Genomic DNA, 20,301 nt, shown 5'->3' on the forward strand with positions numbered 1-20,301 from the left:
TAGTCGTTCCGCGCTCTGGCGGCAAACCGGCCCTCAAGTGCCGGCGTTCGCCACCAGATCGACCTCGGTGCCGCCCCCGGCGCGAGGCCGGGCATAGACGACGTAGGCCGCATCGCCGCGCGTGCCGGCCAGCACGTGCTGCGTGCCGTCGACCTTGTGCTCGGCCGAGTAACCGCCGCCGGTTGCGCGGGTATGATACCAGTCGAGCACGCGATCGAGCGGCGCGGTGCTGGCGAAGGTCACGACGCGCAGCGAGCAGCCGTTGCGATCGGCCCCCGCGGCCTCTATCACGCGCGCGTCGGGATAAAGCGGGATCGCCGCGGGCAGGCGGTTCGCCCATCCGGCCGAATAGGCGACCCGGGCGGCGCAACCGCCTTGACCACCCTGTTTCTGCGTGAGCGCGCCGAGCGTGATCGCGCCGCTCCGGGCACGGCATTCGGGGCAGTCCGCCGAAGGGGCAGGAGCCTTGCGGAGCGTCTTCGGATCGACCGCGTCGTCCGTCTTCGCGATATCGACAGGCGGCACCGCGCGGGGATCGGGGCGGTTCGGCGGACGAACGGCATTGGCGTTCGACCCCTGCGTCAGCGCCGGATCGACCATGATCTGGTCCGCCAGCGACGCGGTCAGCGCGGGATCGCGGCCGGCGGCATTACCCTGCGTCAGTTCCTTGTCGAGGCTATCGAGGTCCTGCTGCGAGGCGGGTTGTTTGCCACAGCCGGCGAGCGTGGCGAGCAGGGCGAGCGAGGCGATGATCCGGGTCACATGGACCGGCATGCGCGCCGACCGTTAACGAAACGTCAACGAAGATGGTTGACGCGCCGGGCGTTGAGCCATCGTCCCGAACAGGGACGCTTGTGCCGACGTCGCGATCGCCCCATGTCTGGCGGATGCTGAACATCGTCTCCGTCCTGATCGGTCTCGTCACCCTGGTGCTGGGCCTCGTTGCGTTCATCCCGTTGCTGGGGTGGATGAACTGGCTGGTCATCCCTATCGGGATCGTCGGAGCGGCGGTGGGCGCGATGTCGTCGTCGAACGGCGGCCGCAACCTGAACATCGTCCTGATCGTGATCTTCGCCATCCGGCTGTCTCTGGGTGGCGGCATTTTTTGATACGAAAAAGGGCCGGCGAACCGACCCTTTTCCATCCTGAGCCGGACGATCAGCGGCAGACGACCTGACCGCGATCCACCGACTGGCCGAGCAGCGCGCCACCGCCCGCGCCGATCAGCGTACCGAGCAGGCGCGAGCCGCCGCCGGCGATGATGTTGCCCAGTGCACCGCCTGCCAGACCGCCGACGATCAGACCGGTCGTCCCGTCGTTGCGGCGGCAGTAATAGCGTCCGTTACCGCCGCGATAGATGCGATCGTTGCGACCCAGCCGGCGCGGCTGGTAATAGCGGCCGTCGCGGTAATAGCGGTCGGCATAATAGGTCCGCTGACCACGCTCGAACCGGTTGTAGTCATAGTTGCGATAACCGCGCCAGTCGCGGGCATTCTGCCGACGATCCTGCCGGATGTCGCGGATGTCCTCGCGGCGATCCTTGCGGGCGTCGCGGACGTCCTCGCGATATTCGCGGCGGGCATCGCGGACGTCGCGGCGGCTGTCGGCGTTGCGCAGGTCGCGGCGATAGTCACGCTGGGCATCGCGAACCTCGTTGCGATACTCGCGGTTGGCCTGATAGCGATTGTCCTGCGCGGCGGCGGGAATGGCGGTGAATGTCGTTGCGGCCAATATGGCCGACAGCATCGCGATACGCATGATCTACTCTCCGTCTGATGATGTGGGTCAAACCTCCGGATCAGCTTTGTAGTTGCGTGAACCGAAAACTACCTCGCGTTCATCGATCCGACAGCCCCGCACCTCTTCCGAACGAAAGAGGGCGCCGCGAATTGCTTCGCGACGCCCTCTTTCGGTAGTCGGTGACTTAACGGCAGCGCTTGTTGCTACTGCCCCGATCGATCTCGCGGCCGGCCAGCGCACCGGCGGCGGCACCGCCCAAAGTACCGATCGTGCGGTCGCCGCGCGTATCGATCGTCCGGCCGAGCAACGCACCGGCAACGCCGCCGACGACCAGACCGGTCGTCCCGTTCGGCTTGCGGCACCGGACGCGGCCGCGATCGTCGCGCCACTCCCGGTACTTGTAGCGGCGCTGCGCGTCGGCCGTGCTGACCGTCACCATCAGGCTGGGGGCCACCATCGCGGCGCATCCCAGTGCGAGCATCATCTTACGCATATTACACTCCCTCTCGAAAAGTACGGAGCCGAAACGTCCTGTCGCGGCGGGCGGTTGCATGAACGGAAAACAACGTCCGGGATCGTTCCCGTTCAGATACGATTTATCCCCATGATCCACGTTATCCACAGGCATGGCGCGATCGGCCGTTGCCGACGAAGCGGATGCTTTATAGGCGGGCGGCATGTTGCCGCCCGTCCTCTCCGCGCCCGTAATTCCGCTGATCGCGCCGTGGGTCGATCTGGCGGGGCTGGCGGTGTTCGCCGCCTCCGGCGCGCTGGCGGCGGCGAAGCGGCAGCAGACGTTCGTGACGCTCGCCTTCTTCGCGCTCATCACCGGCGTCGGCGGTGGCACGATGCGCGATCTGTTGATCGACGCGCCGGTATTCTGGGTGCACGATGCGCGCGTCGCGGCGCTCTGCCTGTTCGTGGCGGTGGTGATCTGGGTGACGCCGCAACGCTGGTGGTCGGACACGGCGCTGGCGTGGTTCGATGCGGTCGGACTGGCGGCGTATGCGGTCTACGGCGCGGCCAAGGCGATCGGATATGGCGTACCGCCGGTTCCGGCGGCGGTGATGGGCGTTCTGACGGCGTGTGTCGGCGGTATCATCCGCGACGTGCTGGCGGGCGAACCGTCGATCCTGATGCGGCCGGAATTGTATGTGACGGCCGCCGCGCTGGCGTCCGGCCTTTTCGTGACGCTGGTGCAGTTCGATACGCCGATCACGGCCGCGGCGGTGATCGCGGCGACCGCCGGGTTCGCCTTGCGCGCGGCGGCGTTGCGGTGGCGGCTGGCGCTGCCGGCTTATGGAGGTGACGCATGACCGACCCCGTCGTGATCGTCGGTGGCGGCTTCAGCGGTACGCTGCTCGCGATCAACCTGCTGCGCTTCGGCGGACCGGACGCGGTGCTGGTCGAACGGGCCGGGGACCGGATCGCGCGCGGCGTCGCCTATAGCGCGACGGAACCGGCGCACCTGCTCAACGTCCGCGCCGCCGGGATGAGCGCGTTCCCCGACGATGCCGGCCATTTCGTCCGCTGGCTGGGAACGCGGGACGCGGGCAGCGCCCAGACCTTCGTACCGCGCCTGCTGTACGGCGAATATCTGCGCGAGACGCTGGATGCGGTCCGCGACGCGCGGCTGACCCTGATCGAGGGCGATGTCGTCGACGTCGATGCGGGCGGCGTGACGCTGGCGGACGGACGCCGGGTCGCGGCCGACAGCATCGTGCTCGCGACGGGCAATCTGCCGCCGCACACGCCGCCCGGCGTCGATCCGGCGCTGCTGCCTTCGGGCAGGTATATCGACGATCCGTGGCGGTCCCGGCCGGGCGAGGGGCTGGGGGCGGAGGACGTGGTCGTGCTGCTCGGCACCGGCCTGACCGCGATCGACGTGGCGTTGCAGCTCGATGCGAGCGGCTTTGCCGGGACCGTCCTGGCGATGTCCCGCCGCGGACTGAAACCGCGCCGTCACCGCGACGGCCTGCCGCCGCCGACCGGGGAAACCGACCTGCCCGGCGTGCCGCTCTCGGGGATCGTCCGGCAACTGCGCGAGCGGGCGGCACGCGAGGGCTGGCGCGCGGCGGTGGATGCGATGCGCCCGATCACGCAGCGGCTGTGGTCGGCGAGCGACGCCGCCACCCGCAAGCGCTTCCTGCGGCACGTCCGCCCGTTCTGGGACGTGCATCGTCACCGCCTCGCGCCCCCGGTCGCCGATCGCATCGACATGCTGGTCGAGAGCGGTCGGCTGCGCTTCGTGGCGGGCAAGGTCGCCAGCGTGACGGCGGAGGGCGCGGGCGTCTGCATCCAATGGCGGCCGCGCCACGGTGACGACGTTGAACCGCTTCGTGCCGCGCGAATCGTGAATTGCACCGGGCCGCAGGGCGACCTGACGCGGACGGACGACACGCTGCTGCGGACGCTGGCCGCGCGCGGGGCGATCCGGCCCGATCCGCTTCGGTTGGGCATCGACGTCGACGCGCAGTCGCGGGTGATCGACGGCGAAGGCCGGGCGCAGGACGCGCTCTGCTGCATCGGCCCGATGACACGGGGCGGTTTGTGGGAGGTCGTGGCCGTGCCCGATATCCGGCGACAGGCGTGGGACCTCGCACGGCGGCTGAGCCACGCGCAATGGGTCGGCGGCGAGGGGCTGTAGCGTCCGACTCCGTTGCGCAGCCGGTCCGGCCGCCCTATCTCCCAGCGAGAACAAGACCGCACGACGAAAGGGACACCGCGCCGATGACCAGCTTCGAGGACCGCCAGCGAGCTTTCGAAACGAAGTTCGCGCGCGACGAGGAGATGGCCTTTCGCATCATCGCGCGCCGTAATCGTCTGCTCGGCGTCTGGGCGGCGGAGCAGATGGACCTCACGCCTGCGGAAACCGACGCCTATTGCAAGGCGGTGGTGCAGGCCGATTTCGAGGAAGCCGGCGACGAGGACGTGATCCGCAAGTTGATGGGCGACCTGACCGCCGCCGGCGTCGAGACCGACGAGGGCATTGTGCGCCGTGCGCTGGACGACCGCGCGATCGAGGCGCGGCGACAGTTGATGGAGGCGCAGTAACACCGTGCCGATGGCAGCCGACGATATCGCCGCGCTCATCCGCGCCGCCATCCCCGATGCGGAGGTGGAGATCACCGATCTGGCGGGGGACGGCGACCATTATGCCGCGCGCGTGGTGGCGAAGAGTTTCGCCGGCATGAGCCGCGTGGCGCAAACCCGCGCAGTCTACGCCGCGCTGGGTGGCCGCATGGGCGGCGAACTCCATGCGCTTCAACTCACGACGGCAATTGCCCAAGGATGACCGAGATGACCGACGACGCACAGGCCCGCATCGACGCGGTGGTGAAGAACAACGACGCCGTTTTGTTCATGAAGGGCAGTCCGCTGTTCCCGCAATGCGGCTTTTCCAGCCGCGCGGTGGCGATCCTCAACCATCTCGGCGCGGAGTTCGAGAGCGTCGACGTGCTGCAGGATCAGGGCATCCGTCAGGGTATCAAGGCCTATTCGGACTGGCCCACCATTCCGCAGCTCTACGTGAAGGGTGAGTTCGTTGGCGGATCGGACATCATGATGGAGATGTACGAAAGCGGTGAACTGGCGGCCCTGTTCGGCGCGGAACAGCCAACGGACTGATCCTTCCCGACCATCCGCCAGGGGCGACGTGCCCGGCTACGAACGAAAGATGGGAAGCCGGGTGCGGGTGGATCGGCGCGAGACGTGCGAGCGTCCGATCCACCCTGCTGAAAGCGCTGACGCTTCGGCTGCCCTTATCCTAGCACTCTGCGTGCCAGATCGGCGGAACCGCAGATTTTCGCGAGGTCCGGCGGTTAACCGTCATTCACGATGATTACTGGTTGTAAGCTCCACCGACAGTGATGGGTGTCCACCGGTCGCGAGGTCGCAGGCCCGTATCTTCCCGAGATTGACTACGCGTGTAATCAGTGCGACTACACGCGTAATCGATAGGGAGCGAGTCGTGACCGAACGTATCAGCGACGCCGAACATGCCGTGATGGAAGTCCTGTGGGAGGAAGCGCCGCTGACCGCCAGCGACGTCGCCGATCGTGTCGATCCCGCCAGGGGGTGGAGCGGCAACACCGTGAAGACCTTGCTCGGCCGGTTGCTGGCCAAGAACGTCATCGCGCATCAGGAGGACGGCCGCCGCTATCTCTATCGGCCGATGGTCGCGCGCGAGGATTATGTTTCCGGCGAGTCGCGCCGTCTGATGGACCGGCTGTTCGGCGGCCGGCTGACGCCGCTGGTCGCGCATCTCGCCGACCGCGACGAACTTACCCAGCGCGATATCGCCGATATCGAGGCCATCCTGAAGGAGTTGAAGGCATGAGCGGCTTCGACCTCACGGGTTGGGCGATGGAGGCGCTGATCGCGTCGACGCTGCTGATGGTCGCCGTGCTGCTGGCGCGCGGTCCGGTACGCCGCGCCTTCGGACCTCAGGTCGCCTATGCGCTCTGGGCGTTGCCGGCGCTCCGCCTGCTGTTGCCGCCGCTGCCCGCCGACTGGCGCGAGCAGGCGGTAATGCCGATCACCCGCGCCAGCGAAGTGGTGACGGTGCTGATCGTACCCGCCCGAGCCCTGCCGGCGGCGACGCCGGTCGTGGCCGCGGCGGCGGAACCTTCGCTCTGGGCGACATTGCCGTGGGGCATGATCGTGGCCGGTGCCTGGGTAGTGGGTGCCGCCGCCTTCTTCGCCTTCCACATGGTCAATCACCGCCGCTTTTGCGCGCGGGTGCTGTCCGAGGCGAAGCTGGTCGATGAGGTCGACGGCATCCGCGTCATCGAAAGCGCCGCCGCCAGTGGTCCGCTGGCGTTCGGAACGGCACGCCGCTTCGTCGCCTTTCCGCGCGATTTCGCCGACCGTTACGACGCGGACGAGCGCGAACTCGCGCTGGCGCACGAACTGGGCCACCACGCCCGCGGCGACCTGTTCGCCAACTGGGCGGCGCTCGCCGTCCTCGCGCTCCACTGGTTCAATCCGGTAGCGTGGCGCGCCTTCCGCGCCTTTCGCTGCGATCAGGAACTGGCGAACGACGCCCGCGTCCTCGCCGGCCGCAGCCGCACCGATCGTCACATCTATGCCTGCGCCATCGTCAAGGCGGCGCACGGCGGCGCGGTGTCCGCCGCCTGCCACCTCCACACCATCGCCGATCTGAAAGGGAGACTGAAGATGCTGACCAACTCGCGCGTCTCGCGCACCCGTTTGATGACCGGCGCCGTCGCGGTCATGGGCCTCGTCGCGACCGGCCTCGTCGCCACCGCCTCCGGCACCCGGGCCGCCGCCGCGGTGACGAACACGATCGAGGCCGCGACGGGTGTGAAGATCGCGACGCCACCGGCCCCGCCGGCGCCTCCGGCGGCGGCGGGCAACGTCAAGCGCGTCGTGATCGTGAAGGACGGCAAGACACATGTGTACGAGGGTGCGGAAGCGGATCATTATGCCGCGACCCACGCGCTGCCGATCCCGCCTGTTCCGCCCGTCGCGCCGCGTCAGGGGACGATCCCCCCCGTACCGCCGGTGCCGCCGGTCGCCGCCGTCGTGCCGGACGTCAACATCTCCTCCGCCGATTGCGGATCTGGAGAGCCCCGGGCCTTCGTCGTCACGCGTAACCAGAACGGCAGCAAGGCGACGGTCATCTGCAACGATCGCATCGCAGCGGCTGCCCGCGCCGGTGCCTTGTCCGAAACCGATCAGCAGGACATCCAGCGCAAGGCGATGAACGCGGCACTCGCCAGCCTGTACGCGACCCGCGCGTCGCTCGCCGTCAACGGTATGATCCCGGAGGAAGGCCGGCAGGAAGCGGTCGCGGGGATCGACGAGTCGATCGCCGAACTGAAGGGCGAGATCGCCGACATCGGCAAGGACAAGGACTGACACTCGCAGGGCGGACGGGCCGGGGTTGCGCCCCGGTCCGCCAGCCGCCATTTCTGCTGGCGATGGCACAACACCCCACCGGCGTCCCGATGCGGCTGGACCCTCTGGTCACCCGCATTCTCGCGCCCAACGCCTCCGCCTATACCTATACCGGTACGCAATCCTATGTGGTCGGCGACACCGATGTCGCGGTGATCGATCCCGGTCCCGACGATCCCGCCCACCTCGCCGCGCTGATCGCGGAGATCGGCGGGCGACCAGTGACGGCGATCATGGCCACGCATCATCACCGCGATCACAGCCCCGCCACCCGTCCGCTCGCGGCCGCCACCGGTGCTCCGATCGTCGGCGCCGCGCCGTTTTCGGTTGCGGGTGAGGGCGGAGCGGACGCGGCGTTCGACGCCGACTACGCGCCAGATCGGGTCCTTGCAGACGGTGAGGCGGTGATCGGCACTGGCTGGAGCCTGATGGCCCTGGCGACGCCCGGCCACACGTCGAACCACCTGTGTTTTGCGCTTCCCGAAAGCGGCGTGCTGTTTTCCGGCGATCACGTCATGGGCTGGGCCACCAGCGTCGTCTCCCCTCCGGACGGCGATATGGGCGCGTACATGGCAAGTCTGGAACGGCTGATGGAGCGCGACGACCGCATCTATTATCCCGGTCACGGTGACGCAGTGGAAAATCCGCGACGGCTTGTGCGTGGCATGCTGGGACATCGCAAGCAGCGCGAGGGCCAGATCTTGCGTCTGCTGGGGCAGGGGGAGTGGCCGGTGGGGACGATGGTGGCGCGCATGTATGCCGGGCTGGACCCGCGGCTGTTGGGCGCGGCGGAACGATCGGTGCTGGCGCACCTCTATGATCTGCGCGGCCGCGGCATGGTCGCCGACGATGGCGAAACGTGGCGAATCGCGGCATGACGCCGTCGCCCACCCCCGTGACGCCGCCTGTTCGCTCGGGCAGCGGTGTCGGCGCGTTCCTCGTCAAGGCGACGGGTGTCGTTCTGATCCTCGTGCTGGCGGTCCTGCTCGTCCTGTGGGGCGTGCAGCGCTACGTCGCCGAGCGACTGACGCCCGATCCGGTCACGGTGGCCAGCGCCAGTCTGGAAGGGCTGCGCGAACAGAACCGCCTGTCGGCGTTCGCGGCGCGCTTCGTGGCGGTGACCACCTCCACCCAGTCGCAATACGGCCTGTCGACTAAGAAGACGCTCATCATGCCCGGGATGGTCCGGTACGAGGTCGATCTGGGCAAGCTGACGCCGCGCGACGTGGCATGGGATCCGAAAACCTCGACCCTGTCGGTGCGGCTGCCTCCGGTAGAGGTCGAAGGCCCGCAGATCGACCTGACCCAGATCCGCGAATATGGCTCCGGCGGGCTGCTGACGACGTTCACCGACGCGGAGGCGCGGCTGGACGAGGCGAACCGCCGCGCCGGCCAGATCGAACTCGTCCGTCAGGCGAAGGCGCCGCCGATGATCCGCATCGCCCGCGACGCCACCCGCCGCGCAGTGGAGCGCAGCTTCGCGATGCCGCTCAACGCCGCCGGCCTGTCCGCCAGGGTGCAGGTCCGCTTCGCCGACGAACCCGTCGCCAGCGACGAACGCTGGGATGTCTCGCGCTCGCTGGAAGACGTGCTAGGGAACCGCCGATGACGATCCAGACCTCCTTCACGGGCGTGGATATCCGCGCCGAGATCGACCGCCTCCGCAAGGAGCGCAACGCCGTGATTCTGGCGCATTATTATCAAAAGCCGGAATTGCAGGACATCGCCGACTTCGTGGGCGACAGCCTCGATCTGTCGAAGAAGGCGCAGGCGACCGATGCGGACGTGATCGCGTTCTGCGGCGTGCGATTCATGGCGGAAACGGCGAAGATCCTCAGCCCGCAGAAGATCGTCGTGTTGCCCGACATGGATGCTGGCTGTTCTCTGGAGGACAGCTGTCCGCCCGATCAGTTCGCGGCGTTTCGCGCGGCGCATCCCGATCACATCGCGCTGACGTACATCAACTGCTCGGCGGAGGTGAAGGGGTTGTCCGACGTGATCGTCACGTCATCGTCGGCGGAAGCGATCCTCGCGAAGATCCCGCCCGAACAGAAGATCATCTTCGGCCCCGACCGCAATCTCGGCGGCTATCTGGCGCGCAAGACCGGCCGCGACCTGTTGCTGTGGCCCGGCGTGTGCATCGTCCACGAGGCCTTCTCGGAAACGGAGTTGCTGAAGCTGAAGGCGCAGCATCCGGGAGCGCCCGTGGCCGCGCATCCCGAATGTCCCGCGGTCATCCTCGACCATGCCGATTATGTCGGCTCGACCCGCGGAATCCTCGAATATGCGAGCGCCATGCCCGGCGACACGCTGATCGTCGCGACCGAGCCGCACATCATCCACCAGATGGAAAAGGCGATGCCGCACAAGCGGTTCATCGGCGCACCGGGCGCGGACGGAAACTGCAACTGCAACATCTGCCCGTACATGGCGCTCAACACGATGGAGAAACTCTACGTCGCCCTGCGCGATCTGGAGCCGCGGATCGAAATCGAGGAGGGGCTGCGTCTGCGCGCGAAGAAAAGCCTCGATGCGATGCTGGCGATGGCGTCGGGTACGGTGGGACAGGGCGATCTGGGGCCGGCCAGGGTGACGGGGGACTGAACATCCGGCCGGTCCGCGCGGGATCAGACCCGCGCCCGGATCAACCGTTCTTCCGTCGTCGTCAGCCCGTCCGCCGGTCGCGCGCCTTCGCCCAGCGCCTTGATCCGGTACAGGCCGCGATCGGCGCGCTTCATCAGGTCGTCGAGGGAGGCCTCCGGATCGGGCATCGCGATGCCGATGCTGCCGCCCGACAGGATCGTCGCGTCGGTCAGCCTGTAAGGCTGGCGCAAGGCCTCCGAGGTCGCACCGCTCAGCGCCAGCGCATCGTCCTGCGTGGCCACCGCCGCCAGGATGATGAACTCGTCACCACCGGTGCGCGCGACCAGCGCATCCGGGCCAGCCACCATCCGCATGCGGTCGGCGACGTCGCGAAGCACCGCGTCCCCGACCGCATGCCCATGCGCGTCGTTGACCTGTTTGAAGCCGTCGAGATCGATGTAGAACAAGGCCTGCCCCCGCCGCGTGGCGTGCCCCTGTTCCAATCCGGCGCGGTTGCACAGGCCGGTCAGCGGATCGTGCAGCGCGCGTTGCTGGCTGTCGAGTTCCGCCTCCATCGTCTTCACCAGCATGCGGTTCAGACGGAAGGTGGCGGCGGCCATGCTGAACAGGAAGAACGGAAGCTGCATCAGCACGACCAGCAGCACCGCTTCGCCGGTCATCACCGCGGCGACCGCGCACGGCCCCAGGATCAGCAGCAGTTGCAGGATGGCGAAGCGGGGTGCGGCGTAATTGCGCAGGCAGGCGCCACCCGCCATCGCCGCCACCGACAGACATACGATCGCGACCGTCCGCCAGTCCCCATGCGCGATCGTGATGAACCCGCCATATCCCAGGCTCGCCGCCCACAACAGGGTCAGAAGAATGTAGAGATCGGTCGGCGTCGACAGGCCCCGCGCGGCGCGGCGCAGCGACAGGCCCAGCGTCGCCAGTCTGGTCAGGCAAACCAGGATTTCCATGACGAACCAGACGCGGAAATGGACGTCGTCGTCGTGATGCCAGGCGACCATGCCCGCCGTGACGACAGAATTGACCAGCGCCGCGAAATAGACCGGCAGCGCCCCGAACAACGCCGCCAGCAGCGCGCCGTGCAGCGCCGGCGGCGTCTTCTTGCCCGGCGACACCAGTCGCTGGAACAGGTGCAGCCGTGGCGGCGTGAAGGTATCCATCCTGCCCGTCATCCCGCCGCTCGCCTTCGCGCCCCCGTCGATACAGCCATTCTGGGCGAATCGGGTTAACAATGTCTGTCGCAGAATGCCGCCGGTCGCTAGACGGCGGCATGGCTATTTTACGTTTTTCCACCGGCGAGGCGGCACGATGACGATCCCGGGTGGCTTCGACACGGCGGCATTCGTCCGCGCCACGCTGGCGGAGGATCTGGGCGAGGGCGGCGACATCACCTCCGCCGCGGTCATCCCCGCCGATGCGCGCTTCACCGGCGTGATGGACAGCCGCGATCCGATCGTCGTCGCGGGGCTGGAACTGGCGGAGGCGTTCTTCCGCATGCTCGACCCGGATGTCGCGATCGAGCGCGTGGTGGAGGATGGCCAGCGTGTCGCGGCGGGCAGCGACCTGCTGCGCCTGACCGGCAATGCCCGTGCGCTGCTGACCGCCGAGCGGTCCGCGCTGAACACCGTCCAGCATCTGTCCGGCATCGCGACGCTGACCGCGACCTATGTCGATGCGATCGCCGGGACGGGCGCGACCCTGCTCGACACGCGCAAGACGATCCCCGGCCTGCGCGTGCTGGAGAAATATGCCACGCGAATGGGCGGCGCGACCAATCACCGCATGGGCCTGTGGGATGCGGCGATGATAAAGGACAATCACGTCGCGGTCGCGGGCGGCATCGCCGCCGCCGTCCGCCGCGCCGTGGCCGCGGGTATCGCCCGCGTGATCGTGGAAGTCGACCGGATCGACCAGATCGCGCCGGCGCTGGAGGCCGGCGCGACGCACCTGCTGCTCGACAATATGCCGCCACCCACGCTGCGCGAGGCGGTGGCGTTGGTCGCCGGCCGCGTCCCGACCGAGGCATCGGGCGGTGTCCGGCTGGACACGATCCGCGCCATCGCGGAAACGGGCGTGACCTATATCAGCGTCGGTCGCCTGACCCAGTCCGCACCCGCCGCCGATATCGGGCTGGATTTCGCGCTGGTCTAGTGGCGTGCGGCACCCGCTTTGCGCTATCGCGGCGGGCAAGCAGGAAAGGGAAATGATGCGTCCGAAATCCGTGGTGCAGGCCGAACGCATCTATCTGGCCGCGACGGGCCTGTTGCTGGCCAGTTCGGTCGCGGTCTGGCCGGAACTGACCGCTGCTTACGGCTTCGGCCTGGCCGCCGGGGTGACGGCGTTCACCGTCGGCGCATTCCTGTTGCTGATCCTGCTGACCACGCGGCGGGGCAGCGGGATCTCGCGTATCCTGCTGACGATCCTGACCGCGTTCGGTGTCGCGTCGCTGTTGTACCAGATCGCCACCGCACAGCTCGCCTTCGGATTGCTGGGCGTCATCAACACGGTACAGGTCGTGTTGACGGTCATCGGGGCCGTGCTGCTGTTCCGGCCGAATGCGGGCATCTGGTTCGCCCGCGAGCATGACGAGTGGGAGGAAGACGCGTGATCCGTACCATCCTGATCGCGGCAGCGCTGTCTGGCTTGCCCGCCATTGCAGACGCGCAGGCGCTGCAATGCCGGATCCCGGCCCAGCCCAATCGGCCCCGGCCCGACCTGCCGACGCGCAGCCAGCCCAGCCGCGTGGTGCCGATCGGCAGCTACACGCTCGCGATCACATGGTCGCCGAACTATTGTCGGGAGCATGCGCGCGACGCCTCCGCCCGGTTCCAGTGCGGGGGCGGCAACCGCTTCGGCTTCACGCTGCACGGACTGTGGCCGGACGGCGAGGGGAAGGAATGGCCGCAATATTGCCGGCCGACGGGCCTGATCCCCTCACGCGTGGTGCGGACCAGTCTCTGCTCGACGCCGTCCGCGCAACTGATGCAGCATGAATGGGCGAAGCACGGCACCTGTATGCCCGGCTACAGCCCCGCGCGGTATTTCGCACAGTCGACGCGGCTATATCGCGTGCTCCGCTATCCCGACATGGACGCCCTGTCGCGCCGGTCGCTGACCGCCGACGGACTGGCGCGGGCGGTCGCCGGGGCCAATCCGGGGCTGCGCGCCGACATGATGCGGATCACCGCGGACCGTCAGGGCTGGCTGGACGAGATCTGGATCTGCCTCGACAAACGGTTCGGTTACCGGCGCTGTCCGGCGCATCAGGGCGGGCTGGCCCCGACCGCCGAGGTACGGATCTGGCGCGGCCGACGCTAACCCGCCAGCGTCGCCGTACCGGGATGGTGTTTGTCTAGGTGGCGGCGAATGATGCGCAGGTTGCGCGTGTTCGAGCGGAAGAAGAAATCGGCCGCATCGCCGACGAACGGCACGAGGCCCAATACCGCATCGAACCCGACATTGCCCATCATCCGCGCAAGCTGGAACCTGGACATGCCCAGATTGCGCGCTTCCCACACGATCCAGCCACCGAGCGCCGCCGCCGCCAGATCGCCGACGACCGGGATCAGTCCCAGCAGGAAGTCGAGGCCGACGGGGCGGTTGATCCCCGGCACGGTAAAGCTGCGCTCCAGCAACTTCTCCATCGCCTCGATCCGCCGCCGGACGGCTGCGGCATCGCGACCCAGTGGTAGCTGATCGAACAGCCGGGGATCGATGGCGGGGTGCGGGCGGGCGGCGCGTGTGTCCATGTCCGGTTATTTGGGATCGGCGCGCAACCGGTTCAACGGGTGCCACGCCCGCGCATTCGGAGCCCATGCCGCCAGCCTGCTGGATACCAGCGACCAGCGCAGCGGCTGCGCCAGCGGAATGAACGCCACGTCCGCGTTCATCGCCGCATCCGCAGCGGCGATCCCCTCCGATCGCGCACCCAGCGTCGCGGCATCGCGCGCCGCGCCCAGCGCCGCCACCGCCGTCAGGTCGCACGGGCGGCACGCGGTGGCGAGATACCAGCGCGCGCTGTCATATGGCGCAACCTCGTCGATCAGCGTCAGGTCCGCGGGCGCACTCGCCGCCACGCGGGTCGTGCCCACGCCGATCGTCCCGAACGATGCCGCGATCTGGCCGAACAGGATCGTCGATCCCGGCCCGGCCGGCAGCGCGATCGACACCGTCACCAGACCGCCCGCCGCTTCGCCCGCCGCGGTGCCGGCCCATGCCGCGACCAGCGCGCGCGCCGCCGCCCGCCGCTGCTCCAGCGTCAGCAGCAGCCATTCCGGCACCTGCGGCGGAGCGGCGGAGTCGAGCGCCTCGGGCAGGATACGGTCTATCGGCTCCCATTGCGGATTGAGGGCCGCCGTCAGAGCGGCACGATCGATCGCCTCCGACAGGGCGGCACGATGGCGCGGGTCGGACAGGAACCCCTCGCGTCGGGTCACCGCCAGCCCGAACAGGCCGGCCGCCGGATCGACCCGCGCGGCATTGCGCGGCAGATCGACGGTCGCCAGCAGCGGCCAGTCCACAAAGCGCCCGCCGCTGACCAGATCGGACTTGCTACGCGCGAACCGCAGGATCGCCCGCGCTGCCCGCTCGCCGATCAGGTGGACACGGTCCTCCGGCGCAACCTCCGCCTGATCCTCCGGATCGGCGAGACCCGGATCGAAGGCGGGCTGCAGCAGCGGCGCGGTGCCCGCGGACGCGATCCGCATCGGCCCGCTGCCGATCGCGGGGGCGGGCCGGATCAGCGCCATTTCCGGCTGGGCGAAAATTTTCAACAGGTCGAGGCGGGGGCGCTTCAACCGCAGCTCGATCACTTGCGGTGTCATGACCACCGCCTCGTCCACGGCGGTCAGGAACGGCGACAGCGGATTGGCGGGGCTGGCGATCCTGCGCTGGATCAGCCGCACCACCTGTTCCGCCGTGACGCGCTTGCCATCCGCCCAATAGGCTTCGCGCAGGCGGAAGATGTAGCTGGTGCCGCCGTCGATCACGATCCATCGCTCGGCCAAGCCCGGTTCGATCTGGCCCGCCGCATCGAACCGCACCAGCCCTTGCCCGATCGCATCGACCAGCAGGCGTGACGGCAGGTCGGCACCGGGCCGCGCTTCCGGATGGGCGCCGATCGCGCTGACGACGACGGGGCCGGAGTCGGGCCGCCGCTCGCACCCCGCCAACAGCGCGAACACCGCCGACAGCCACCATCGATATGCGTTCCGCCGCGTCATCGCGCCTCCTTACACAAGCGAAGAGGGGATGCGTAGCGGGAGCGGTGGGCAATTGATTTCGATCGTCATGCCGGTCTGGTCCCGGCATGACGCAGGGTCAATAAATCGCCGCGCAGAAGCGCCGGGTGCGTCGCGGTTTCGCCAGCCACCACCGGCAAGCACCACGGCAGCGAAGAGGGCGCCCGGATCGAACCGGACGCCCTTCTCGATGGTCCCGTCGTGGCGAAGCCACGCCGTCGGTCTTCGCCGGAGTGACGCCGGCCGACCGCGGTGATGCGCGGGTGCGCACCGCCGTGCCGGCGCGTCACGGCTTAACCGCTATAGTACATGTCGTACTCGACCGGGCTCGGCGTCATTTCCCAACGCGCGACTTCGGCCATCTTGATTTCGATATACGCCTCGATCTGGTCCTTGGAGAACACGTCGCCCTTGAGCAGGAAGTCGTGGTCCGCGGCCAGGCAGTCGAGCGCCTCGCGGAGCGAGCCGGCGACGGTCGGCACCTGTGCGAGTTCCGCTGGCGGCAGGTCGTACAGGTTCTTGTCCATCGCCTCGCCGGGATGGATCTTGTTCAGGATGCCGTCCATCCCCGCCATCATCAGCGCCGCATAGGCGAGATACGGGTTGGCGAGCGCGTCGGGGAAGCGCACCTCGACGCGCTTCGCCTTGGGGCCGGTGCCGTACGGGATGCGGCACGACGCCGAACGGTTGCGCGCCGAATAGGCGAGCAGCACCGGCGCTTCGTAACCCGGCACCAGCCGCTTGTAGCTGTTGGTCGACGGGTTGGTGAATGCGTTGACCGCCTTGGCGTGCTTGATGATGCCGCCGATGAAGTACAGGCACATGTCCGACAGGCCGGCATAGCCGTTGCCGGCGAACAGCGGGTTCTTGCCTTCCCAGATCGAGAAGTGGGTGTGCATGCCCGAGCCGTTATCTTCCTTGATCGGCTTCGGCATGAACGTCGCCGTCTTGCCGTACGCATGCGCGACCTGATGCACGACATACTTGTAGATCTGCATGCGGTCGGCGGTCTGCGTCAGCGTGCCGAAGGTCAGGCCCAGCTCGTGCTGTGCGGCGGCGACCTCGTGGTGGTGCTTGTCGCAGGGCAGGCCCATCTCGATCATCGTCGAGACCATCTCGCCGCGGATGTCGACCGCGGAGTCGACCGGCGCGACCGGGAAGTAACCACCCTTGGCGCGCGGCCGGTGGGCGAGGTTGCCGCCCTCATATTCGCGGCCTGAATTGCCCGGCAGCTCGATGTCGTCGATCTTGTAATAGCTGGTCGAGTAGCTGTTTTCGAATCGCACGTCGTCGAACATGAAGAACTCGGCCTCGGGGCCGACATATACCGTGTCACCGACGCCGGTCGTCTTCAGATACGCCTCGGCGCGCTTGGCGGTCGAGCGCGGGTCGCGGGCGTACAGCTCACCGGTCGACGGCTCGACGATGTCGCATACCACGATCAGCATCGGCGTCGCCGAGAACGGATCGACGTACACGGCATCCAGATCGGGCTTCAGGACCATGTCCGACTCGTTGATCGCCTTCCAGCCCTCGATCGAGGAGCCGTCGAACATCAGGCCATCGGTGAACTCGTCCTCACCCATCAGGCCGGCGACCATCGTCAGATGCTGCCACTTGCCCTTGGGGTCGGTGAACCGCAGGTCGATCCACTCGATCTCCTGCTCTTTCATCATCTTCAGAACGTCGCTGGCCGAATTCGCCATGTCATGCCCCTTGCTCTTGGAACCAATGCCGGGAAGCTCCCCGGCAGAATCATGTTACGATTGCGAACGCTGGATCGTGGAATTGTTGCGCCGCGTCAAATGCCGATGGCGTGATCCGCTCAGATCGCCGCTTCGTCGCGTTCGCCGGTGCGGATGCGGAGCGCCGATTCAACCGGGATCACGAAAATCTTGCCGTCGCCGATGCGACCGGTCTGAGCGGCGGCGGCGATCGCCTCCACCACGCGCTCGGTCAGCGCATCCTCCACCACGACTTCCAGCTTCACCTTGGGCAGGAAATCCACGACGTACTCGGCGCCGCGATACAGCTCCGTATGACCCTTCTGGCGCCCGAAGCCCTTCGCCTCGGTGACGGTGATGCCGGACACGCCGATCTCGTGCAGCGCCTCCTTCACCTCATCGAGCTTGAACGGCTTGATGATCGCCTCGACCTTTTTCACTGCGGAACGTCCCCTGAAATCCGAATCCCTCGCCCGGCTGAGCGCGATGCACGCAACGTGCCAGCCGGGGCCGTCAGGGGCAATGCTGAAGGAAACGTAAATGCCTGCCCGCTAATCGGGCAGGGTGAGGAATGATGCCCAGGTGAGGGGCATTTCGATGTTGGTTCCTCCCCTGCAAGGGGAGGTGGCGCGGAGCGCCGGAGGGGTGACACCGCCGGCGTGGCCACCCCTCCGTCAGCCCTGCGGGCTGCCATCTCGCCTTGCAGGGGAGGACTGACCTATTCCGGCTGCTTCGCCAGCCAATCCTCGAGCCACTTGATCGTGTATTCGCCCGCCTGGAACTCCGGATCCTCGATCAGGTCGCGGTGGAGCGGGATGGTGGTCTTCATCCCCTCGATTACGAACTCCTCTAGCGCGCGGCGAAGCCTCGCGATGCAGCGTTCGCGACTGGTGCCGTAGACGATCAGCTTCGCGATCATGCTGTCGTAATAGGGCGGCACCCTATACCCGGCGTACAGTCCGGAATCGACGCGGACGTGCATCCCGCCCGGCGCGTGGAACTGCGCGACCTTGCCCGGCGACGGCATGAAGGTGCGCGGGTCCTCCGCATTGATGCGGCATTCGATCGCGTGGCCGCTGAACCGCACCTGATCCTGCGTCACCGACAGTGGATGACCCTCCGCGACGCGGATCTGCTCGCGTACCAGATCGATGCCGGTAATCATCTCCGTCACCGGATGCTCGACCTGAAGCCGCGTGTTCATTTCGATGAAGTAGAACTCGCCGGCTTCCCACAGGAATTCGATCGTGCCCGCGCCGCGATAGCCCATATCGGCCATCGCCTTCGCGACGATGCCGCCCATCCGCTCGCGCTCGGCGGGGGTGATGACGGGCGAGGGGGCCTCCTCCAGCACCTTCTGGTGGCGGCGCTGCAACGAACAGTCGCGTTCGCCCAGGTGGATGGCGTTGCCGTTGCCGTCGCCGAACACCTGGAACTCGATATGGCGCGGGTTGCCGAGATATTTTTCCATGTACACGGTGGCGTCGCCGAACGCGGCCTTCGCCTCCGTGCCTGCCTGCGCCATCAGCGTTTCCAGCTGATCCTCCGACGTGCAGACCTTCATGCCGCGACCGCCGCCGCCCGACGCCGCCTTGATGATGACGGGATAGCCGGCCTTCGCCGCGATCGCCTTCGCCTCGTCCAGATCGGCGATCGGGCCGTCGGAGCCGGGCACCAGCGGCAGGCCGAGCGCCCCCGCGGTCCGCTTCGCCTCGATCTTGTCGCCCATCGTGCGGATGTGTTCCGGCTTCGGGCCGACGAACAACAGGTCGTGCATCTCCACGATCTCGGCGAAGCGGGCATTCTCGCTCAAAAACCCGTATCCGGGATGGATCGCGTCCGCGCCGCTGATTTCGGCGGCGGAGATGATGTTGGGAATGTTGAGATAGCTGTCGGTCGCGGCCGGCGGCCCGATGCAAATCGCCTCGTCGGCGAGGCGCACGTGCATAGCATCCGCGTCGGCGGTGGAGTGCACTGCGACCGTCTTGATCCCCATTTCGTGGCAGGCGCGATGGATGCGCAGCGCGATCTCGCCGCGATTGGCGATCAGCAGCTTCTTGATCTGCGGCATTATTCGACCACGACGAGGGGCTGGTCGAACTCGACCGGCTGGCCGTTCTCGATCAGGATCGACGTGATCGTACCCGCCGTCGGCGCGACGATCGGGTTCATCACCTTCATCGCCTCCACGATCAGCAGCGTGTCGCCCGCGGCGACCTTCTGGCCGACCGACGAGAACGGCTTCGCGCCGGGTTCGGCGGCGAGATAGGCGGTGCCGACCATCGGCGACTTGACCGCGTTGACGGTGCTGGCCGGGGCCATCCCGCCCGCCTCCACCGCCGGCGCGGCAGCCGCGACCGCAGCCGGTGCCGCCAGTTGCGGCGCGTACTGCACCGGGGCGGCGGCCGCCGCCTTGCGCGCGACGCGGATCTTGCGATCGCCGTCCTCGACCTCGATTTCGGTCAGCTGCGTCACGTCGAGCAACTGGGCGAGCTGGCGCACGAGATCGACGTCGACCTGCATGGCGCCCGAAGAATTAGTGTCGGTCATCGTGACCCTTCCCTCTGTAATCGGCGGCGTCTGTCAGAACCGCGCCGCGGCTTCAAGCGCGAGCGTATAGGACAGTGCACCGAACCCGGCTATCGTCCCCTTCGCCGCTTGCCCGACGAGGCTCACGTGCCGAAACGCTTCACGGCGATGCGGGTTCGACAGGTGCACCTCGATCACGGGCACCGTGATCGCCTTGATCGCGTCGTGGATTGCGACGGACGTGTGCGTGAAGCCTGCCGCGTTGAGCAACACCGCCTTTGCCCCCTCCGCCTGCGCCTCGTGCAGCCAGTCGACCAGATGCCCCTCGTGATTGGACTGGCGCAGGTCGATCTCCAGCCCCAGCTCGCGGGCGCGGTCCTCCAGCATCCCGGCGATATCGTCGAGCGTGTCGGACCCGTAGATGTCGGGCTCGCGCAGTCCGAGCAGGTTCAGGTTCGGGCCGTTCAGGACGTAGACGATGTCGGTCATGCGTGCGTTCATCGCATCCGTAACGACCGCGCGCAACATTGCCGGGC

25 protein-coding genes are annotated in these 20,301 nt (G+C 67.7%); 14 read left to right on the forward strand and 11 right to left on the reverse strand.

Going from position 1 to position 20,301, the window contains the following annotated elements; translation table 11 throughout:
- Positions 1–33 precede the first annotated feature (33 nt).
- The gene (locus tag ASG07_RS02050) at positions 34–762 is read right to left on the reverse strand and encodes a hypothetical protein (protein ID WP_236694485.1); all 729 of its coding nucleotides are present in this window, start codon (positions 760–762) and stop codon (positions 34–36) included.
- A gap of 125 nt (positions 763–887) precedes the next feature.
- Here ASG07_RS02050 and ASG07_RS02055 point away from each other — a divergent pair, with 125 nt between their 5' ends.
- Positions 888–1,109, forward strand: coding sequence for a hypothetical protein (locus tag ASG07_RS02055; protein WP_055841465.1), 222 nt, complete (start codon positions 888–890; stop codon positions 1,107–1,109).
- A gap of 49 nt (positions 1,110–1,158) precedes the next feature.
- Here ASG07_RS02055 and ASG07_RS02060 read toward each other — a convergent pair whose 3' ends face one another.
- Positions 1,159–1,758, reverse strand: a complete 600-nt coding sequence (locus ASG07_RS02060) for a glycine zipper 2TM domain-containing protein (RefSeq protein WP_055841468.1) — start codon at positions 1,756–1,758, stop codon at positions 1,159–1,161.
- Positions 1,759–1,924: 166 nt separating this feature from the next.
- Entirely contained in the window at positions 1,925–2,233 is a 309-nt protein-coding gene (locus ASG07_RS02065) for a glycine zipper 2TM domain-containing protein (RefSeq protein ID WP_055841471.1), read from the reverse strand.
- Positions 2,234–2,417: 184 nt separating this feature from the next.
- Between ASG07_RS02065 and ASG07_RS02070 the strand changes: the two genes are divergently transcribed.
- From ASG07_RS02070 to nadA, 10 genes are all read left to right on the forward strand, one after another.
- On the forward strand, positions 2,418–3,056 hold the full coding sequence (locus ASG07_RS02070) for a trimeric intracellular cation channel family protein (RefSeq protein WP_055841476.1): 639 nt from the start codon (positions 2,418–2,420) through the stop codon (positions 3,054–3,056).
- Positions 3,053–4,387 (forward strand): FAD/NAD(P)-binding protein, encoded by a 1,335-nt coding sequence (locus ASG07_RS02075; protein WP_055841479.1) that lies wholly within the window; start codon positions 3,053–3,055, stop codon positions 4,385–4,387. Before ASG07_RS02070 ends, ASG07_RS02075 begins: the two co-directional genes overlap by 4 nt.
- Before the next feature lie 83 nt (positions 4,388–4,470).
- The gene (locus ASG07_RS02080; RefSeq protein ID WP_055841482.1) at positions 4,471–4,794 is read left to right on the forward strand and encodes a DUF1476 domain-containing protein; all 324 of its coding nucleotides are present in this window, start codon (positions 4,471–4,473) and stop codon (positions 4,792–4,794) included.
- 4 nt (positions 4,795–4,798) lie between these two features.
- On the forward strand, positions 4,799–5,035 hold the full coding sequence (locus ASG07_RS02085) for a BolA/IbaG family iron-sulfur metabolism protein (protein ID WP_055841484.1): 237 nt from the start codon (positions 4,799–4,801) through the stop codon (positions 5,033–5,035).
- 5 nt (positions 5,036–5,040) lie between these two features.
- Positions 5,041–5,367 carry a Grx4 family monothiol glutaredoxin gene (grxD, locus tag ASG07_RS02090; RefSeq protein WP_055842852.1) on the forward strand — a complete coding sequence of 109 codons (327 nt, stop codon included), beginning with the start codon at positions 5,041–5,043 and terminating at the stop codon, positions 5,365–5,367.
- A 343-nt stretch (positions 5,368–5,710) separates the two neighbouring features.
- Entirely contained in the window at positions 5,711–6,079 is a 369-nt protein-coding gene (locus tag ASG07_RS02095) for a BlaI/MecI/CopY family transcriptional regulator (protein ID WP_055841487.1), read from the forward strand.
- Positions 6,076–7,623, forward strand: a complete 1,548-nt coding sequence (locus tag ASG07_RS02100) for a M56 family metallopeptidase (protein ID WP_055841489.1) — start codon at positions 6,076–6,078, stop codon at positions 7,621–7,623. The genes ASG07_RS02095 and ASG07_RS02100 overlap by 4 nt, the downstream gene beginning before the upstream one ends.
- Positions 7,624–7,685: 62 nt before the next feature.
- Complete coding sequence (locus ASG07_RS02105) at positions 7,686–8,540, forward strand: MBL fold metallo-hydrolase (protein WP_055841494.1); 855 nt, start codon at positions 7,686–7,688, stop codon at positions 8,538–8,540.
- A complete protein-coding gene (locus tag ASG07_RS02110; RefSeq protein WP_055842855.1) occupies positions 8,537–9,271 on the forward strand; it encodes a DUF4230 domain-containing protein in 735 nt (244 codons plus the stop codon). Before ASG07_RS02105 ends, ASG07_RS02110 begins: the two co-directional genes overlap by 4 nt.
- A complete protein-coding gene (nadA, locus tag ASG07_RS02115; RefSeq protein ID WP_055841497.1) occupies positions 9,268–10,266 on the forward strand; it encodes a quinolinate synthase NadA in 999 nt (332 codons plus the stop codon). The genes ASG07_RS02110 and nadA overlap by 4 nt, the downstream gene beginning before the upstream one ends.
- A gap of 23 nt (positions 10,267–10,289) precedes the next feature.
- Here nadA and ASG07_RS02120 read toward each other — a convergent pair whose 3' ends face one another.
- The gene (locus tag ASG07_RS02120; RefSeq protein ID WP_055841500.1) at positions 10,290–11,444 is read right to left on the reverse strand and encodes a GGDEF domain-containing protein; all 1,155 of its coding nucleotides are present in this window, start codon (positions 11,442–11,444) and stop codon (positions 10,290–10,292) included.
- A 136-nt stretch (positions 11,445–11,580) separates the two neighbouring features.
- Here ASG07_RS02120 and nadC point away from each other — a divergent pair, with 136 nt between their 5' ends.
- From nadC to ASG07_RS02135, 3 genes are read left to right on the forward strand one after another with little or no spacing between them, the layout of a single operon-like run.
- Complete coding sequence (nadC, locus tag ASG07_RS02125; protein WP_055841504.1) at positions 11,581–12,423, forward strand: carboxylating nicotinate-nucleotide diphosphorylase; 843 nt, start codon at positions 11,581–11,583, stop codon at positions 12,421–12,423.
- A gap of 55 nt (positions 12,424–12,478) precedes the next feature.
- Positions 12,479–12,880 (forward strand): hypothetical protein, encoded by a 402-nt coding sequence (locus ASG07_RS02130; RefSeq protein WP_156361697.1) that lies wholly within the window; start codon positions 12,479–12,481, stop codon positions 12,878–12,880.
- Positions 12,877–13,590: a ribonuclease T2 family protein gene (locus ASG07_RS02135; RefSeq protein WP_082474427.1), complete on the forward strand. Its 714-nt coding sequence runs from the start codon at positions 12,877–12,879 to the stop codon at positions 13,588–13,590. Before ASG07_RS02130 ends, ASG07_RS02135 begins: the two co-directional genes overlap by 4 nt.
- Here the strand turns inward: ASG07_RS02135 and ASG07_RS02140 are convergent.
- The 7 genes from ASG07_RS02140 to aroQ form a co-directional block, all read right to left on the reverse strand.
- Complete coding sequence (locus tag ASG07_RS02140) at positions 13,587–14,021, reverse strand: DUF4112 domain-containing protein (RefSeq protein WP_082474428.1); 435 nt, start codon at positions 14,019–14,021, stop codon at positions 13,587–13,589. The two genes, ASG07_RS02135 and ASG07_RS02140, sit on opposite strands and share 4 nt — an antisense overlap.
- Positions 14,022–14,027: 6 nt before the next feature.
- Complete coding sequence (locus ASG07_RS02145) at positions 14,028–15,494, reverse strand: ABC transporter substrate-binding protein (protein ID WP_082474429.1); 1,467 nt, start codon at positions 15,492–15,494, stop codon at positions 14,028–14,030.
- Positions 15,495–15,805: 311 nt separating this feature from the next.
- A complete protein-coding gene (glnA, locus tag ASG07_RS02150; RefSeq protein ID WP_055841513.1) occupies positions 15,806–17,218 on the reverse strand; it encodes a type I glutamate--ammonia ligase in 1,413 nt (470 codons plus the stop codon).
- Positions 17,219–17,337: 119 nt separating this feature from the next.
- On the reverse strand, positions 17,338–17,676 hold the full coding sequence (locus ASG07_RS02155; RefSeq protein WP_055841515.1) for a P-II family nitrogen regulator: 339 nt from the start codon (positions 17,674–17,676) through the stop codon (positions 17,338–17,340).
- Positions 17,677–17,954: 278 nt separating this feature from the next.
- On the reverse strand, positions 17,955–19,307 hold the full coding sequence (gene accC / locus ASG07_RS02160; RefSeq protein ID WP_055841518.1) for an acetyl-CoA carboxylase biotin carboxylase subunit: 1,353 nt from the start codon (positions 19,305–19,307) through the stop codon (positions 17,955–17,957).
- A complete protein-coding gene (gene accB, locus ASG07_RS02165; protein ID WP_055841521.1) occupies positions 19,307–19,786 on the reverse strand; it encodes an acetyl-CoA carboxylase biotin carboxyl carrier protein in 480 nt (159 codons plus the stop codon). Before accB ends, accC begins: the two co-directional genes overlap by 1 nt.
- 33 nt (positions 19,787–19,819) lie before the next feature.
- Positions 19,820–20,254 (reverse strand): type II 3-dehydroquinate dehydratase, encoded by a 435-nt coding sequence (aroQ, locus tag ASG07_RS02170; RefSeq protein ID WP_055842868.1) that lies wholly within the window; start codon positions 20,252–20,254, stop codon positions 19,820–19,822.
- Between the last annotated feature and the right edge of the window lie 47 nt (positions 20,255–20,301).

The sequence above is a fragment of the Sphingomonas sp. Leaf343 genome (assembly GCF_001423765.1).
Classification (GTDB): Bacteria; Pseudomonadota; Alphaproteobacteria; order Sphingomonadales; family Sphingomonadaceae; genus Sphingomonas.